This window comes from Streptomyces sp. NPDC005775 (genome assembly GCF_042871565.1).
GTDB lineage: Bacteria > Actinomycetota > Actinomycetes > Streptomycetales > Streptomycetaceae > Streptomyces.
Window position 1 is genome coordinate 539,776 of sequence record NZ_JBIAIU010000003.1, and the last position, 15,634, is coordinate 555,409.

Annotated in this window: 18 protein-coding genes; 9 read left to right on the forward strand and 9 right to left on the reverse strand. The window is 71.4% G+C overall.

Translation table 11 applies throughout. The annotated features are described in order from the left end of the window. Positions 1–48: 48 nt before the first annotated feature. From ACFYPA_RS09750 to ACFYPA_RS09760, 3 genes are read left to right on the forward strand one after another with little or no spacing between them, the layout of a single operon-like run. Positions 49–1,020 (forward strand): ABC transporter substrate-binding protein, encoded by a 972-nt coding sequence (locus ACFYPA_RS09750; protein WP_359077058.1) that lies wholly within the window; start codon positions 49–51, stop codon positions 1,018–1,020. A 28-nt stretch (positions 1,021–1,048) separates the two neighbouring features. Next, positions 1,049–1,999, forward strand: a complete 951-nt coding sequence (locus ACFYPA_RS09755) for an amino acid ABC transporter permease (protein ID WP_359077056.1) — start codon at positions 1,049–1,051, stop codon at positions 1,997–1,999. Further along, positions 1,996–2,757 (forward strand): amino acid ABC transporter ATP-binding protein, encoded by a 762-nt coding sequence (locus tag ACFYPA_RS09760; protein WP_306071637.1) that lies wholly within the window; start codon positions 1,996–1,998, stop codon positions 2,755–2,757. Before ACFYPA_RS09755 ends, ACFYPA_RS09760 begins: the two co-directional genes overlap by 4 nt. Before the next feature lie 60 nt (positions 2,758–2,817). Here the strand turns inward: ACFYPA_RS09760 and ACFYPA_RS09765 are convergent, their stop codons facing one another. The 3 genes from ACFYPA_RS09765 to ACFYPA_RS09775 form a co-directional block, all read right to left on the reverse strand. Next, positions 2,818–3,576: a hypothetical protein gene (locus tag ACFYPA_RS09765; RefSeq protein ID WP_359077053.1), complete on the reverse strand. Its 759-nt coding sequence runs from the start codon at positions 3,574–3,576 to the stop codon at positions 2,818–2,820. Next, on the reverse strand, positions 3,573–4,061 hold the full coding sequence (locus ACFYPA_RS09770) for a SigE family RNA polymerase sigma factor (RefSeq protein WP_359077051.1): 489 nt from the start codon (positions 4,059–4,061) through the stop codon (positions 3,573–3,575). The genes ACFYPA_RS09765 and ACFYPA_RS09770 overlap by 4 nt, the downstream gene beginning before the upstream one ends. 148 nt (positions 4,062–4,209) lie before the next feature. Beyond that, positions 4,210–4,971: a class I SAM-dependent methyltransferase gene (locus ACFYPA_RS09775; protein ID WP_359077049.1), complete on the reverse strand. Its 762-nt coding sequence runs from the start codon at positions 4,969–4,971 to the stop codon at positions 4,210–4,212. A 90-nt stretch (positions 4,972–5,061) separates the two neighbouring features. Here ACFYPA_RS09775 and ACFYPA_RS09780 point away from each other — a divergent pair, with 90 nt between their 5' ends. Beyond that, positions 5,062–5,691 carry a CGNR zinc finger domain-containing protein gene (locus tag ACFYPA_RS09780; RefSeq protein ID WP_359077047.1) on the forward strand — a complete coding sequence of 210 codons (630 nt, stop codon included), beginning with the start codon at positions 5,062–5,064 and terminating at the stop codon, positions 5,689–5,691. Here the strand turns inward: ACFYPA_RS09780 and sodX are convergent. Further along, positions 5,595–6,053 (reverse strand): nickel-type superoxide dismutase maturation protease, encoded by a 459-nt coding sequence (sodX, locus tag ACFYPA_RS09785; protein WP_359077045.1) that lies wholly within the window; start codon positions 6,051–6,053, stop codon positions 5,595–5,597. The two genes, ACFYPA_RS09780 and sodX, sit on opposite strands and share 97 nt — an antisense overlap. Positions 6,054–6,233: 180 nt before the next feature. On the opposite strand from sodX, the gene sodN reads away from it, so the two are divergent. The 5 genes from sodN to ACFYPA_RS09810 all read left to right on the forward strand — a co-directional run bounded on the left by sodN (position 6,234) and on the right by ACFYPA_RS09810 (position 10,687). Further along, complete coding sequence (gene sodN, locus ACFYPA_RS09790; RefSeq protein WP_219567071.1) at positions 6,234–6,629, forward strand: superoxide dismutase, Ni; 396 nt, start codon at positions 6,234–6,236, stop codon at positions 6,627–6,629. Positions 6,630–6,958: 329 nt separating this feature from the next. Beyond that, complete coding sequence (locus ACFYPA_RS09795; protein WP_359077043.1) at positions 6,959–7,531, forward strand: hypothetical protein; 573 nt, start codon at positions 6,959–6,961, stop codon at positions 7,529–7,531. Between the two features lie 8 nt (positions 7,532–7,539). Further along, positions 7,540–8,769 carry a peptidoglycan-binding protein gene (locus ACFYPA_RS09800; RefSeq protein ID WP_359077041.1) on the forward strand — a complete coding sequence of 410 codons (1,230 nt, stop codon included), beginning with the start codon at positions 7,540–7,542 and terminating at the stop codon, positions 8,767–8,769. Next, positions 8,766–9,470 (forward strand): ABC transporter ATP-binding protein, encoded by a 705-nt coding sequence (locus ACFYPA_RS09805; RefSeq protein ID WP_359077039.1) that lies wholly within the window; start codon positions 8,766–8,768, stop codon positions 9,468–9,470. Before ACFYPA_RS09800 ends, ACFYPA_RS09805 begins: the two co-directional genes overlap by 4 nt. Further along, positions 9,467–10,687: an ABC transporter permease gene (locus ACFYPA_RS09810; protein WP_359077037.1), complete on the forward strand. Its 1,221-nt coding sequence runs from the start codon at positions 9,467–9,469 to the stop codon at positions 10,685–10,687. Before ACFYPA_RS09805 ends, ACFYPA_RS09810 begins: the two co-directional genes overlap by 4 nt. 176 nt (positions 10,688–10,863) lie before the next feature. On the opposite strand, the gene ACFYPA_RS09815 is transcribed toward ACFYPA_RS09810, so the two are convergent. From ACFYPA_RS09815 to ACFYPA_RS09835, 5 genes are all read right to left on the reverse strand, one after another. Next, positions 10,864–12,501, reverse strand: a complete 1,638-nt coding sequence (locus tag ACFYPA_RS09815; protein WP_359077035.1) for an ATP-binding protein — start codon at positions 12,499–12,501, stop codon at positions 10,864–10,866. Beyond that, entirely contained in the window at positions 12,498–13,220 is a 723-nt protein-coding gene (locus ACFYPA_RS09820; protein ID WP_359077033.1) for a response regulator transcription factor, read from the reverse strand. Before ACFYPA_RS09820 ends, ACFYPA_RS09815 begins: the two co-directional genes overlap by 4 nt. A 151-nt stretch (positions 13,221–13,371) precedes the next feature. After that, positions 13,372–13,884: a hypothetical protein gene (locus tag ACFYPA_RS09825; protein ID WP_359077031.1), complete on the reverse strand. Its 513-nt coding sequence runs from the start codon at positions 13,882–13,884 to the stop codon at positions 13,372–13,374. Beyond that, complete coding sequence (locus ACFYPA_RS09830; RefSeq protein ID WP_359077030.1) at positions 13,881–14,048, reverse strand: type II toxin-antitoxin system prevent-host-death family antitoxin; 168 nt, start codon at positions 14,046–14,048, stop codon at positions 13,881–13,883. The genes ACFYPA_RS09825 and ACFYPA_RS09830 overlap by 4 nt, the downstream gene beginning before the upstream one ends. A 101-nt stretch (positions 14,049–14,149) precedes the next feature. Then, positions 14,150–15,556, reverse strand: a complete 1,407-nt coding sequence (locus ACFYPA_RS09835) for a protein kinase (protein ID WP_359077028.1) — start codon at positions 15,554–15,556, stop codon at positions 14,150–14,152. Positions 15,557–15,634 lie beyond the last annotated feature (78 nt).

A 15,634-nucleotide genomic window follows, 5' to 3' on the forward strand; every position in this document is an offset into this window, starting at 1 on the left:
TGCCATACCGCCTGGCTACACCCCCTTCACCTGCCGGAGGAACCCCTCATGACCGCACGTACTACTCGTCGTACGACCGCGAAGTCCCGGATTGCCGCGGTCGGCGCCATCGCGGTCGCCGGCACCATGCTGCTGACCGCCTGTGGCGACCAGACGAAGAACAACTCCGGGGACTCCGCCTCGGCCAAGGCCAGCGACGGCGCGTCCTCCGCCTCCTCCCCCGCCGACCTGCTCCCCGCGGACATCAAGTCCAAGGGCGTCATCAAGGTCGGTTCGGACATCGCGTACCCGCCGGTCGAGTTCAAGGACGGGTCCGGCAAGACGGTCGGCATCGACCCCGACATCGGCGCCGCGCTGGGCAAGGTCCTGGGCGTGGAGTTCCAGTTCGAGAACGGCACCTTCGACACCCTGGTCACCGGTCTGCGCGCCAAGCGCTACGACCTGGCGATGTCGGCGATGACCGACACCAAGGACCGCCAGAACGGCGTCGACCCCGAGACGAAGAAGAAGGTCGGCGAAGGGGTCGACTTCATCGACTACTTCACCGCCGGTGTCTCGATCTACACCAAGAAGGGTGACGACCAGGGCATCAAGACCTGGGCCGACCTCTGCGGCAAGAAGATCGCCGTCCAGCGCAACACCGTCTCCAACGACCTGGCCAAGGCCGAGTCCAAGAAGTGCACCGGTGGCAAGAAGATCGCCATCGAGTCGTACGACAACGACCTTCAGGCCCAGACCCGGCTGCGTTCCGGTGGCGCCGACGCCGGCTCCTCCGACTTCCCGGTGGCCGCGTACGCGGTGAAGACCTCCGGCGGCGGCAAGGACTTCCAGATCGTCGGCGATCAGGTCGAGGCGGCCCCGTACGGCATCGCCGTCGCCAAGGGCAACGACCAGCTCACCAAGGCCATCCAGGCGGCGCTGGACACGATCATCAAGAACGGCGAGTACGAGAAGATCATCGCCAAGTGGGGCGTCCAGGCCGGCGCGGTCACCGAGGCCAAGCTGAACGGCGGATCCTGACCGGATCCGGCCCTGAAAGGCATCTGCCGTGACTGACATCGAGAAGACGGACCCGGCCCACGCGCCGTCCGCACCCCCCACACCGCCGGCCGGACCGGAAGCGATCAAGGCCATCCCGGTCCGGCACTACGGCCGGTACGTCTCGGCGGTCGTCGCCATCGCCGCGCTCGTCGCGATCATCTACGCCTTCAGCCAGGGGAAGATCAACTGGGGCGCCGTCCCGGACTACTTCTTCGATCACCGGATCCTGAAGGGCGTCGGCCAGACGCTACTGCTGACCAGCCTGTCCATGGTGATCGGCGTGGTCGGCGGCATCCTGCTGGCCGTCATGCGCCTGTCGAAGAACCCGGTGACCTCGTCGATCGCGTGGTCCTACATCTGGTTCTTCCGCGGCACACCGGTCCTGGTCCAGCTGTTCGTCTGGTTCAACCTGGGTCTGGTCTTCGAGTACATCAACCTCGGGCCGATCTACAAGGACTACTGGTCGAGCTTCATGACGCCGCTGCTGACGGCGCTGCTCGGCCTCGGCCTCAACGAGGCCGCGTACATGGCGGAGATCTGCCGGGCCGGTCTGCTGTCGGTCGACGAGGGCCAGACGGAGGCCTCGCACGCGCTCGGCATGAGCCACGGCAAGACCTTGCGCCGGGTCGTGATCCCGCAGGCCATGCGGGTGATCGTGCCCCCCACGGGCAACGAGGTCATCAACATGCTGAAGACCACGTCGCTGGTGGCCGCCGTGCAGTTCTACGAACTCTTCAAATACGCCCAGGACATCGGGCAGGCGTCCGGGGCCCCGGTGGAGATGTACTTCCTCGCCGCGGCCTGGTACCTGATCATGACCTCGGTGCTGAGCGTCGGCCAGTACTACCTGGAGCGGTACTACGCCCGCGGCTCCAGCCGTAGCCTGCCACCCACCCCGATGCAGAAGATCAAGACCAACCTGCTGTCACTGGGCCGCCCGAAGGGAGGCATGGCATGACCGCCATGGTGAAGGCCGAGGGCGTCCACAAGTCCTTCGGCGCCGCACACATCCTCAAGGGCATCGACCTGGAGGTCGCCCCGCGCGAGGTCTTCTGTCTGATCGGCCCGTCCGGTTCCGGCAAGTCGACGTTCCTGCGGTGCATCAACCACCTGGAGCAGATCAGCGCCGGCCGGCTGTCCGTCGACGGCGAGCTGGTGGGCTACCGCCAGAAGGGCGACAAGCTCTACGAGCTCAAGGACAGCGAAGTCGCGCTGAAGCGCCGGGACATCGGCATGGTCTTCCAGCGCTTCAACCTGTTCCCCCACATGACGGCGATCGAGAACGTCATGGAGGCCCCCGTCCAGGTCAAGGGCGAGTCCAGGGCGGTCGCCCGGGCCCGCGCCGAACGCCTCCTGGACCGCGTCGGCCTGTCCGACAAGGCGAAGAACTACCCCTCGCAGCTCTCCGGCGGTCAGCAGCAGCGGGTGGCCATCGCCCGGGCGCTGGCCATGGAGCCGAAGCTGATGCTCTTCGACGAGCCCACGTCGGCGCTCGACCCGGAGCTGGTGGGCGACGTGCTCGACGTCATGCGCGGCCTCGCCGAGGACGGCATGACGATGATCGTGGTCACCCACGAGATGGGCTTCGCCCGCGAGGTCGGCGACGCGCTGGTCTTCATGGACGACGGCGTGGTGGTCGAGTCGGGCCACCCGCGCGACGTCCTGACCAACCCGCAGCACGACCGGACGAAGTCGTTCCTGTCGAAGGTGCTGTAGCCGCGAGCCCACGCGCGGGGGCGGTCCGGACCGACGGGTCCGCACCGCCCCCGCGCGCGTCTACTTCACCGGCAGCAACTCCTGCCTGAGCATCAGCGCCCGAAACTGCGCCCGCGTGAGGGGCGGGGTCTTCAGCAGCGGCCCCGGCACGGCGTCGCCCTCGAACCCGGTGCTGTTCCGCACGACCAGTTGCCCACCGTCCTTGAACGTGAGCCGGGCCGTCAGTTCCGGGCCCGGCTGCCTGCTGGTGTTGTGGATGAGGGTCATCGGGTCGTACCAGATGGTGAGCACCCGCCCGCCGGGCAACTCCTCCCGGACGCAGTCCGTACGCTCCAGCGCTCCCGCCCCTGCGCACCCGTTCGTGACTCCGGGGGCACCCGCGGGAACCATCGCCCCTATTTCGAGGTAGCCGACGCCGCCGCCCCGGCGGACCGCGTAGAGCCCGCCGAGCGGCCCGCCCGGAGTCTCCACGATGTGCTCAGGCTCCGCGTCCCCCTGGGAGATGTCCTCCGGGAACACCTGCTCGACCGATCCGACGCCCGGAGGCAGCAGCTTGATCAGTTTCCGTGCCCGCTCGGTGTTGCCTGCGTGCTTGCCGTGGGCCGCGACCGAGGACGCCCGCGGCGCCTGTTCCCGCCCTGCCGAGAGCCCAGGCACCACGAACGCACCCGCCACCACCGCGCACACCGCCGCGGCCGACACCGCGACCCGGCGGCGCCTGCGCACCCGGGCGGCCCTCGCGTAGACCACCTCGGCGCTGACGGCCGGCTGGCCCGCCTCCTCGGCTGCCCGCTCCAGCAGCTCGCGCACGTCGTTCATACCAATTCCCCCTTCATCTCCGCGCGCAGTGCCGCCAGCCCCCGAGCGGCATGGCTCTTGACCGTGTTCTCCCGCATCCCGAGCAGCCCGGCCGTGGCCTCGACGCTCATGTCCTCCCAGTAGCGCAGCACCAGCACGGCGCGTTGCCTGGGCGTGAGCAGGGCGAGTGCCGCCCGTAGCGCGAGGCCGGTGTCCGTGTCGGGTGCGTGGGCCGCCCGTTCGGGCAGTTCGCCGTACGACTGCTCGCGCCGCCAGAAGCGGCGGCGGGCCGCGATAAAGGTGTTGACCAGGGTCTTGCGCGCGTACGCCTCGATGTTGTCGAGCCGCCCGTGCCGCCGTCCGCCGAGCACCACCTTGACCAACGTCGCCTGGACCAGGTCCTCGGCCTCGTGCCGGTCGCCGCAGAGCAGATACGCGCTGCGGAACAGCGCGGTACGTCTGTTCTCGACGAAGGCGTGCAGCGCGGCGTCGTCATCGCTCCGCATCGTCACCGTCCCTCCCCCGGTCCGCGGGCGCGGACCGTCTCACCCTTCCCGTGCGCCGGGGCGCGGGGCGGGTTGCGGCAGTGGGCCACAAAAAGTTGGCGGGGCGGCCCGGACCGTCGTCCGTACCGCCCCGCCCCGCATGGTGCCGCTACTTGACCGCGAGCACCAGACTGTCCGAGGGCGAGGACCAGACGGGCCGGGCCTCGGCGAACCCGGCGGCGCGCAGGGTGTTGGCGTGCCAGGCGGCGGAGGGCACGTCGCCGTCGGCGTGCTCGCCGTAGATCGCGAACCGCTCGGCGGTCGGCCCGGCGAGTACGGGGTCCTTCGCGGCCAGCGCCCACCACTGCGCCCAGTCCAGGACACCGTCGGCCCTGGCCCGGTCCATGCCGGCGTGCCGGTGGGCACGTTCGGCGGCGTTGATCCGGGGGGTGTCCGCCTCGATCATGCGGTCGGCGTTCATGAACACACCGCCGTCCCGGACGAGACCCCCGATCTGCCCGTAGAGGGTGGTGAGCGGCCCGCTGTGCAGCCAGTGCAGGGCGGTGGCGGTGAGGACGGCGTCGTACGAGTCGTGGGGCAGCCGCTCCGTCCACCGCGGGTCCTTGAGGTCGGCGGTCACGAAGGTGACCCGCTCGTCGCCGGCGAAGGTGCCGCGGGCGATGGCGAGCAGCGCGGGGTCGAGGTCGACGCCGGTGCTGGTGGCGTTCGGGAACCGCCGCAGCAGCCTGTCCGTAATACTTCCCGTACCGCACGCGAGGTCGAGTACCCGCGGTTCCGGGCCCGTGAAGGCCTCGACCATGTCGAGCATGACCCGGAAGCGTTCCTCGCGGTCGGGCAGGTACCACTCCTGCTGCCGGTCCCAGCTGCTCTGCCAAGCCTGCCAGTCGGTGCCCGTAGCTGTCTCCGTCATCCGAAACTCTCCCATGTAATACCCTGGAACCATGTAAGACCATTACTTCATCGCCGCATCGACCTTAGACCGACGCCGTAAGGACTACAAGTGGAACTGGCCTATTACTCGGACTACGCCGTGCGCCTGGTCAACACCGAGGAGCCGGCCCGCAACAAGGACGCCCTCACCTCGGTCGACGCGGTGCGCGAACTCTTCGGCGCCAACGGCCAGGCGGCACGGCGGGCGACCGACTCGGACGTGACCCGGTTCCGGTCCGTTCGGGCCCGGCTGCGCGCGGTCTTCGAGGCGGCCGACGGCGGCGACGAGACGCTCGCGGTCGACCTGCTCAACTCACTGCTGCTGGAGTTCCCGGTCAGCCCGCAGATCTCCGGGCACGACTTCCGGGACGCGGACGGCAAGCCGGACTGGCACATGCACCTGGCCGACCACCCGTCCAACGCCACGGCGGGCTACACGGCGATCGCGGCGATGGGCCTCGCCTTCCACCTCACCTCGTACGGCGTGGACCGGCTCGGCCTGTGCGAGGCGGCGCCGTGCCGCAACGCCTACCTCGACACCTCGACCAACCGTTCCCGCCGCTACTGTTCGGACCGCTGCGCGACCCGCGCCAACGTGGCCGCCTACCGGGCCCGGAAGCGCCTGGAGACGGAACGGGCGGCGGAGACCGGCCGCAGCGCGGAGACGGCCCAGCCCACCACACCACTCACCGAACGCTGATCCTTCGTCAGCGGCCGGTATCGGGCCCGCACCCTGGCCAGTACGAGCTCCTCGGGCACGGTCCCGTAGTCCGTGCTGTCGCCGCCCGCGAAGCTGTTGTCACCCAGCACCCACCAGCCACCGGCCCGCCGCTCCACGGCCCGCTTGACCACCAGCAGGTCCTGCTGGAAGGGGTGCCGCAGAATCACCACGTCACCGGGGCGCACCTGCGCCCCGTACTGCACGAGCAGCCAGTCCCCATGGTGGAGGGTGGGCACCATCGAGGGCCCCGTCACCTCCACCACCTGGAACGGGACTCTCGCCGCCAGCCCCCTCCGGGGCTGGTCATCGGTCAGTTCCGGCACCTCCGGCACCTCCCGCATCTCTCCGGCACCTCCCCTGTCCGTCCGGTACACCGTCCCCCACAGGGTTCCGTACATTCGGCCACTGGTCCCATCCTGACCCTGGACTTTTGGACTAAGCCCATGGGGGCACCCGCAAAAACAGGCTTCTCACGGAGTAATGTCCCACCTGAGAAGACGATCACGAGGAAGGACAGCCCCATGCTTTCCCGCCTGTTTGCCCCCAAGGTGAAGGTCAGCGCCCACTGCGACCTCCCCTGCGGCGTGTACGACCCGGCCCAGGCCCGCATCGAGGCGGAGTCCGTCAAGGCCGTCCAGGAGAAGTACCAGGCCAACGAGGACCCGCACTTCCGGGCCCGCGCGGTGGTCATCAAGGAGCAGCGCGCCGAGCTCGCCAAGCACCACGTCTCGGTGCTGTGGAGCGACTACTTCAAGCCGCCGCACTTCGAGAAGTACCCGGAGCTGCACCAGCTGGTCAACGACGCCCTGAAGGCGCTGTCGGCCGCGAAGGGCTCCACGGACCCGGCCACGGGCCAGAAGGCGCTCGACCTGATCGCCGAGATCGACAAGATCTTCTGGGAGACCAAGAAGGCTTGATCGACCCTACGTCCGGCCCGGAGCTGGACGGCAGGTGAGTGCAGGTACGAGAGAGGCCCGGCCGCTTCGAGCGGTCGGGCCTCTCCGTCGTTCGTGGACCACGCGGGAGGCGTTCGGGAGGCGGTACCGTGCGGCCGCCCACGAGCGGAATCCGGCCTCCATGCCGGTCCCACAGGCCCTGAGGCGTCGCCGGTCCGAGGGTTCCGCGCCGCTCGATCGCCGGACGGCGCCGGCAGGTCAGCGGCCCCTCCCTCCCGGCCGGTTTCCCGGAACAGTTCTTGATGGGTTCTTCAACGGTTCTTCAAAGGAAGAAGCCAGGCTCCCGCCTCATGAAGACAAGAGCACGCATGGGGTTCGGCGCGGCTTCGCTGGTGCTGGCCCTGACCGGTTGTGGCGGGGGCGGGGGCGCGGACGGCGGCGAGGTCGCGTCCGTCGGGAAGGGCAGGGAGGGCGGCAACTCGTCGGCCGCTCCGGGGGCGTCGAGCGAGATGGCCGAGTACGTCGAGGCCAAGCGGAAGTGGGTGGTCTGCCTGCGGGAGAACGGGCTCGACGCGCCCGACCCGGACGCCAAGGGGAACGTCGACTTCGGTGACGCCCGCAAAGCGAAGCAGGATCCGAAGTTCTCCGAGGCACAGGAGAAGTGTCGGGACCTCGTGGTGACGGTTCCGGACAGTCTGGAGCGCGCGATGCAGCCGGAGCTCTCCGCGGAGGAGATCGACCGGAAGAAGCGCTATGCGACGTGCATGCAGGAGAACGGCGCCCCTGATTTCCCGGACACGGACGACAAGGGCTTTTCCGAGGAGGTCGCCTGGGACTCCACCTCTGCCGGGGCGAAGCGGGCCCAGCGCGCCTGCGGTGAGATCGTCGGCATTCCGGACGACGGCTCCAAGGCCAAGGGCTGAGGCTCGGCATGGACGACGGACGGACCACTCCCGTGACGCGGCGTCGGCCGCGCGGGCGCACCCCCCTCTGGGTCGGGGCCGCCATCGTGCTGGTCGCAGGGGCCGGCACGGCCGGCGCTCTGGGGCTCGGTGGCGACGGCGGGACCGGATCGGATGCGAAGGTTCCCCGCACGGACCGGACGGTCCAGGTGGCGCGGGGCACCCTGACGGAGCAGAAGGAGATCGACGGCACACTCGGCCACGGCCCCGAAGTGCCCTTCCACGTACGGGCCGAGGGGACCGTCACCTGGCTGCCGGAGACCGGGGCGCGGGTCACGCGCGGCAAAGCGGTGCTACGGGTCGACGACCGGCCGGTCACCCTGCTCTACGGGAGCCTGCCGATGTACCGCGACCTGGCGGTGCGGCAGCGGGCCGCCGAGCCACAGACGGACGCGGACGGCGGGGCGAAGGCCACGGATGACCCGGCGCCCACCCCCGCACCGCAACCGTCGTCGAGCGTGGTCCCGTTGCGCGGCATGGACGTCAAGCAGTTCGAAAGCAACCTCAGCGCCCTGGGGTACACGGGTTTCACCGTGGACGAGGAGTACACCGGCCTGACGGCCACCGCGGTCAAGCGCTGGCAGCGCGACCTCGGCCTCCCGCAGACCGGAAGGGTCGCCATCGGTGACATCGTCTACGCCCCCGGAGCGGTCCGGGTCGCCCGTGCGGACGCGCAGGTGGGCGCCGAGGCCACCGGAAACCCGGTGACCTACAGCAGTACGTCGCGGATGGTCAGCCTGGAGGCACCGGCCGCCGACCTGGGCTGGGCACAGCGCGGCACCGAGGTCACGGTGGAGCTCCCCGACGGCCGCCCCGCCAAGGCCGAGGTCGCCCGGGTGGGCAAGGACGCCGCCGCTGTGAGCGGCGTCGGCGGAGGAGGGGCCGAGGGCGGGAACACCGACGGGTCCACGGGCGGAGAGGCCACTGTCCCGGTGGTCGTGGCCTTCGACGACCAGAAGGCCGTCGGCCGGCTGGAGAGCGGTCCCGTCACCGTCCGCTATGTGGTGAAGGAGGACAGGAACGTCCTCAAGGTGCCTGTAGCGGCGCTGGTCGCGCTGGCCGAGGGCGGGTACGCCCTCGAGCCCGCAGGAACGGCCGGCACCTTCGTCCCGGTCAGGACCGGTCTGTTCGCGGACGGGATGGTCGCGGTGAGCGGCCCCGGAGTCCGCGGGGGCCTGAAGGTGAGGATCCCCGAATGACGTCCGCCTCCCCCGCTCCGGTCGTGCTGTTCGAAGGTGTGACGAAGAGCTACCCCGGCGGTGTCACCGCTGTCGACGGGGTCGACCTGTCCATCGGCTACGGCGAACTGACCTGCGTGGTCGGCCAGTCCGGCTCCGGAAAGTCGACCGTGCTCCATCTCATGGGCACCCTGGACCGGCCGTCCGCCGGCCGGGTCTCCGTCGACGGGTACCCGGTGGCCGGACTCTCCGACCGGGAGCTGTCCGCCCTCCGGGCCCAGCGCATCGGCTTCATCTTCCAGCAGTTCCATCTCGCCGTGGGAGTCCCCGTGCTGGACACCGTCGCCGACGGCCTCCTCTATGCGGGCGTCCCGCTGCGCGAGCGCCGACGCCGGGCGGCCACCGCCCTCGAACGAGTCGGTCTCGGGCACCGTACCGACCACCTTCCGCACCAGCTCTCCGGTGGCGAACGCCAGCGCGCGGCGGTCGCCCGCGCGGTGATCGGCGAACCGGCCCTGCTGCTGGCCGACGAACCCACCGGCAACCTCGACTCGGCTTCCGGCGCCGCGGTCCTCGCCCTCCTGCGCGAACTGCACTCCGTCGGCACCACGGTCGTGGTGATCACCCATGACCGGGAGATGGCCGAGGTCTTCGACCGCAGGGTCGAGATGCGGGACGGACGGATCATCGCGGATGCCGCCCGGGCGGGGGCGCCGCGATGAGCGGAACGCCCCCGAGTCCGTCGTCCGGGCCTCTCCGGCCTGCCCGACTGCGCCCCGCCGACCTGGTCCGGCTCGGTTCCACCGGGCTGCGCACCCGCCCGCTGCGGGTGTTCCTGTCCGCCCTCGGCATCGCGATCGGGGTGGCCGCCATGGTGTCCGTCGTCGGGATCTCCAGCTCCAGCCGGGCCGAGGTGGACCGCCGGCTCGACAGCCTGGGCACCAACCTGCTGCGGGTCGCCCCCGGCAAGGACACCGAGGGGCAGCGGGTGCGGCTGCCCGAGAAGGCCGTGCCCATGATCGGGCGGATCGGCCCGGTGGCGGACGTGGCCTCCACCGGCACGGTTCCCGACGCCGCGGTCTACCGCAACGCGCACATCCCCGTGGGCCGCACGGGCAGTGTGGAGGTCGCCGCCGCGGACAGCGGACTGCTGCCCGCGGTCGGCGGGACAGTACGCAGCGGCCGCTGGCTGTCGGCGGCCACCGAGGAATACCCCGCGGTGGTGCTGGGCGCGAAGGCCGCCCAGCGACTCGACGTGTACAAGCCCGGCACCCGGCTGTGGCTGGGCGGCGCCTGGTTCTCGCTGGTCGGCGTCCTCGACCCGGTGCCGCTGGCGCCCGAACTCGACAGCTCCGCGCTGGTCGGCCACCGGGCGGCCCGCCAATACCTCCACTACGACGGGCGTCCGACGACGGTCTACGTCCGGGCGAGGGAGGACCGGGTCTCCGCCGTCCGCGACGTCCTCGCGGCCACGGCCAATCCGCGACAGCCCAGCGGCGTACTGGTCTCCCGGCCGTCGGACGCGCTGGCCGCCCGGGAGGCGACGCAGTCCGCGCTGACCGGGCTCCTGCTCGGCCTGGGCGGGGTGGCCCTCCTGGTGGGCGGGGTCGGCGTCGGCAACACCATGGTCATCTCGGTCCTGGAACGGCGTCCCGAGATCGGGCTGAGGCGCTCACTCGGAGCCACCAGCGGGCAGATCCGCGGTCAGTTCGTCGCCGAGTCACTGCTGCTCTCTGCGCTCGGAGGGCTGGCGGGCACCGTCCTCGGCACCGCGATCACCGCCGCCTACGCCGCCGTCCGGCACTGGCCCACTGAAGTGCCGGTCTGGGCGACGGCCGCCGGGATCGCCACCACGCTGGTGATCGGAGCGCTGGCAGGCCTGTACCCAGCGGTCCGGGCCGGCCGGCTCGCTCCGACGGAGGCACTGGCCGGGACTTGAACCCGGGGCGGCCGGGTGCGAGCGGACAGGTGGCGCGCATCCGGCCGGCCGCGAGCGGACGACTACCGCACATCCGCCCGGGTACGAGCAGTCGAGTACCGCACATCCGCCCGGGCGCGAACGGACCACCGCCGTGCATCCGGCCCACCCGCACGGGACACCGCATGGCGGCCCGCTCAGTCCCCCGGCGCGAGCGGCAGCCGCACGGTGAACACCGTACCGACGCCCACCGCGCTCTCCACCTCCACCGAACCGCCGTGATCGGTGACGATCTGCCGCACGATGGCCAGGCCGAGCCCGCTTCCACCGGTCTGCCGGCCGCGGGCCGCGTCCGCCCGCCAGAACCGGTCGAAGACGTACGGCAGTTCCTCGGCGGCGATGCCCGAACCGCTGTCCCGCACCTCGATCACCGCGGCGTGCTCCCGGCGTTCCGTGCGGATCCGCACCGTTCCCCCGCTCCCGGTCGCCCGCACGGCGTTGGAGACCAGGTTGCCCACCACCTGGCGCAGCCGGTGCGCGTCGCCCTCCACCGGTACCCGGTCCTCGACGTGAGCCGTCAGCCGCACCCCTGCCTCCTCCGCACGGGCGTGATGGGCCGTGCGGCAGGCACGGAGCACGTCTCCGAGTTCGATCCGGGTCCGGTGGTAGGTGAGGGCCCCGGCCTCGGCCAACGCCAGGTCCTGCAGGTCGTCCACGATGCGCTGCTGCAGCATGGCCTCCTCGTGGAGGGAGGCGAGGAGTTCCGGCGTGGCTTCGACGAGCCCGTCCTGCAGCGCCTCCAGGTATCCGCGGAGGTTGGCCAAGGGGGTGCGCAGTTCGTGCGCGATGTCGCCGGTGAGACGGCGCTGCCGCTTCTCCGCGTCCTGGAGGGAGCCTGCCATGCGGTTGAAGCTCCGGCCCAGCTCAGCGATCTCGTCGCGCCCGGCCACGGGCACGCGGTGCGCCAGGTCCCCTCCGCCGAGGCCACGGGCGGCCGAGGTCAGAGCCCTGATCGGTCGCAGCACGGTTCTGCCCAGCAGCAGTGCACCGGCTACGACGACCAGCACCACGCCGCCGCCCACGAGAGCCACCGGCATGACGTCGAACGTGGGCGGCTCCTCGTCCCCGGTGCCCAGCCGCACCTGCAGTTCGTCGGGCGCCACCGCGGCCGTCCGGGTGGCGAACGCCCGCCGCAGGCAGGACTCCAGCCGCTGCCGGCCCTTTTCCTCTTCCAGGCACCGCACGGCCGCGTCCTGATCGGGGGCCGGGAGCGTGTCCGGGTTGCCGGCCGGCTCGTCGCACCGCCGGACCTTACGGTCCGCGACCACCCGGGGAAGCCCCATGCCGTCGCTCGTCGCCGTCACCGTCGCTCCCACTCCTGTCAGGCACGCGGCCCGGGCCGCCGCGATCCGGTAACGCCCCATCGCCGTCACGGTCTGTTTCACCAGGGCGAGGTCCGGCGCGTCCCTTACCGAAAAGCGCAGTGCGGGCTGCGCGCTGACGAGGACGGGGGGCTGATCGCTCACAGCGCCCGGCTTCCGCCCGGCCAGCACGTCCGAGTCGACGAGCAGCACGCCGTTCCCGGTGACGGCCTGAATGCGCTGGCCCGTTCCCTCCGCCAGGCGGCGCACCACGTCCTGAACACCGGCCCATGTCCCGTGGGAGAAGCCGTAGTCGTGCAACTCGTCGGTGATCCTGGCCGTCTCGATACGGCTCGCGGACGCCGACTCCCGCACCTGTCCGGTCGCCAGCCGGAGCGTCAACCATGCCGTCGCCACCGTCGCCACCACCGCGACGAGCAACAGCAGCCCCAGAGCCCTGAGCCGGAACGTCATTCTGCGGCTCCCCGCCGGCCCGCGGCGCGGTCGGAGATCCGGTAGCCCCTGCCGTAGACGGTCTCGACGTACTGCGTCCCGGCCCCCTCCCGGGCCTGCTCCAGTTTCCGCCGCAGATTCATCACGTGCGCGTCGACGGTCCGCTCCAGCACGTTCCGGTCGAACCCGAAGACGCGGTCGATGATCTGTGCGCGCGTGAACACCCTCCCCGGCTCCCCCACGAGCATCCGCAGCACCTCGAACTCCTTCCCGGTGAGTGCCACCGGCTCCCCCGCCACCCGCACCTCGAACCGGGCGGTGTCCATCACCAGGTCCCCCACCGACAGCGCCTCGCCCTCAGCGGTCCGCCTCTGTGCGCCCGACCGCCGCAGCAACGCCCGTACGCGGGCGGCGAGCTCTCTGGGGCTGTAAGGCTTCGTCAGGTAGTCGTCCGCCCCGAGGTCGAGGCCGAGCAGCAGGTCCTCCTCCGTGCTGCGCGCCGTGAGCAACAGGATGGGCACCTGGGACTCGGACCGCAGGATCCGGCACACGTCGAGCCCGTCGACCCCCGGCATCATCACATCGAGCACCACGAGATCCGGCCGCCCGCTCCGCGCCCGGTCGAGGGCCGCCCGTCCGTCCCCGACCACCTGGACCTCGTTGCCCTCGCGTTCCAGATACAGCCGCACCAGCCAGGCCTGTTTGGCGTCGTCCTCCGCCACCAGAATGCGCGCCCCCACGGCGTCCCCCCTCTTCTCCCCTGCGACCGATCCAGCGCCAAGGTACGCGGCCGTTGCCGCCTCCGACGACGCCGGTGAAGGTGATCATGGCGGCGTCGGACGGCCCGGCTCGGTGTGCGCGGCACGCGCCCGTGCACGGAACCGCCGGCGCTCAGGAGGAACGCCGGACGGAACGCCACCGCGGGGCCTCGTCATCGGGAACGTCCGGGGAGGCGAAGTGGAACGGCACCCCGAGGTGGTGGGCCAGGGCTCGTCCCGCCTCGGCGGCGGCGGTGGCCGGCGGGGGCGCGTCACGGCGGTGGTGGACGGTCGCCAAGTGGCCTTCTCCGGAGGGCGCGTCCAGGACGACGACCAAGCGGACGAACCAGTCATGGACGGTGTCGCCGTCCCAGAGAGCCTCGACCGCGGCCACCCGGCCCGGGTGGCCGGCCGCACGGGCCGTAAGCGCGGTGACGTCCAGCGGATCGGGCGGGGTGCGCCGCACCCGATCGCCCAGGGCCGCGTAGCGCGCGAGGACCACCTTCTCCGCGTCGTGCAGGCCAAGTCCCAGCGGGCGCAAAGCCTCCCGCACGACCTGGAGTGCGGCGATGTGGCGGTCGCGCAGCACCTGCGCGTCGACCTCCTGGCGGGTCCGCTCCTCCAGGTAGCGCCACCAGCCGCTCACCGGTCCGCCCGGTGGGCCGTCTTCTGCCAGGCGTCGTAGCCCTCGGCGGACATGGGGACCGCGGAACCGGCCCTGGAGGAGATTCGCCGGACGGTGTGGTCGTTGTTCACCACTTCGATCAGACGGAACAGGCGTTGCCGGGCCTCGCTCGCGCTGCTGGTCATCGGGCACCTCTCCCCACTTGAGTCGTACGGTCCAGCGATATCACTCACGCCCCCAGGCTGTACCCGGAAGGGCGTCCCGGACGACCCGGCAGCCCGGCGGGTCAGCGCAGATGAGTCAGGGCCGTGAGAGCCAACACGGCATGGACGAGGAGAGGCACGATCGCCGTCGCCTGGAAGATGGCGAGCGTTCCGCTGCGGCGCTGCCCGGCCCCCGACGAGCCGCCCTTGACGGCGAACCAGATCCCGGTCACCGCGGGCACCGCCGAAGCTACGGCCAACGGGTCCGGACCGGCCTGAAGCAGGAAGGCCGGCACGAGCAGAAGGTAGGCCAGGCGCAGTTGCTGCCCCCGTCTGCGGCTCTCCGACCGCGGCATCGGCGGGGCGGGTGCGGTGTCATGGGCCGGCGTCCGGGGCGGGGCCGGGACATCCGGCGCCCATGGTTGCCTGTCCTGCGGCACCGCCGCCAGTTCATCGTCGGGCCGCCACGCCGGCGCGGTGTCCGGGGCCGGGTGCGCGTCCATGGTCAGCAGTGCGGGGAACCCGAGCGGCGGCGTGTCGGCGGGGTCGGGCGGGCCGTCCGCGCGTCGCACGCCGTCCGGTCGGGTCGGCGGGTGAGGGGCGGCCCGGCGTACCTCCTCGATCGCGGCGCGCATCTCCCGCGCGTCCTGGAACCGGTCCGCCGGGGCTTTCTCCAGGGCGCGGGCCACCAGTGCCTCGACCGCGTCCGACACCCGCGCACCCGCCGACGCCAGCGTGGGCGCCGCCATGGTGGCGTGGCGGTATCCGATGGAGACGGCGGAGCCGCCGTCGAACGGCAGTCGCCCAGTGATCAGTTGGAAGAGGACGACGCCCACCGCGTACAGATCGGACCTGCCGTCGATCGCCCCGGCGCCTTCGAACTGCTCGGGCGACATGTACTGCGGCGTGCCGGGTGTGCTGCCGGTGGCGGTCAGGGCGGTCCGCCCCGGGCCCGATGTGTCCAGCGAGCGTGCGATGCCGAAGTCCATCACCTTGACCGCTCCCGCATCGGACACCATCACGTTGGAGGGTTTGATGTCGCGGTGCACGATTCCGGCGGCATGACTGACCGCCAGTGCGGAGAGCACGTCGGCCGCCCATGCCAGCGCGCGGTCCTGTGGGAGTCCGCCGCCGGCGCCCGCCTCCCGGCGCAGGAGTTCGCTCAGCGTCTCGCCGCGGACGAACTCCATGACGAGATACGGAACCACCGGTCCGTCGCCGAACCGCTCCTCCCCCGTGTCGTGCACGGCGACCACACACGGGTGGCTGAGCCGGGCCGCGGCCTGTGCCTCGCGGCGGAACCGTGTCCGCAGGTGCTCGTCGTGGGACAGGCCCGCCAGCATGGACTTGACCGCCACCATGCGGTCCAGAGCCGTGTCGTGTGCCTGGTGAACGACGGCCATCCCCCCCTCGCCGAGCTTCTGCCCGACGCGGTAGCGCCCGCCACCCAGCGTCACACCCGTCCGGATCGGTCCGGTCGCACCCGTCACGCCACCCCTCCCCCGTTCGGCAGCGCTCCACCACCGGGAGGCAGGGAACGGTCGGGGGCCCACGCTACCGGGCTGCCG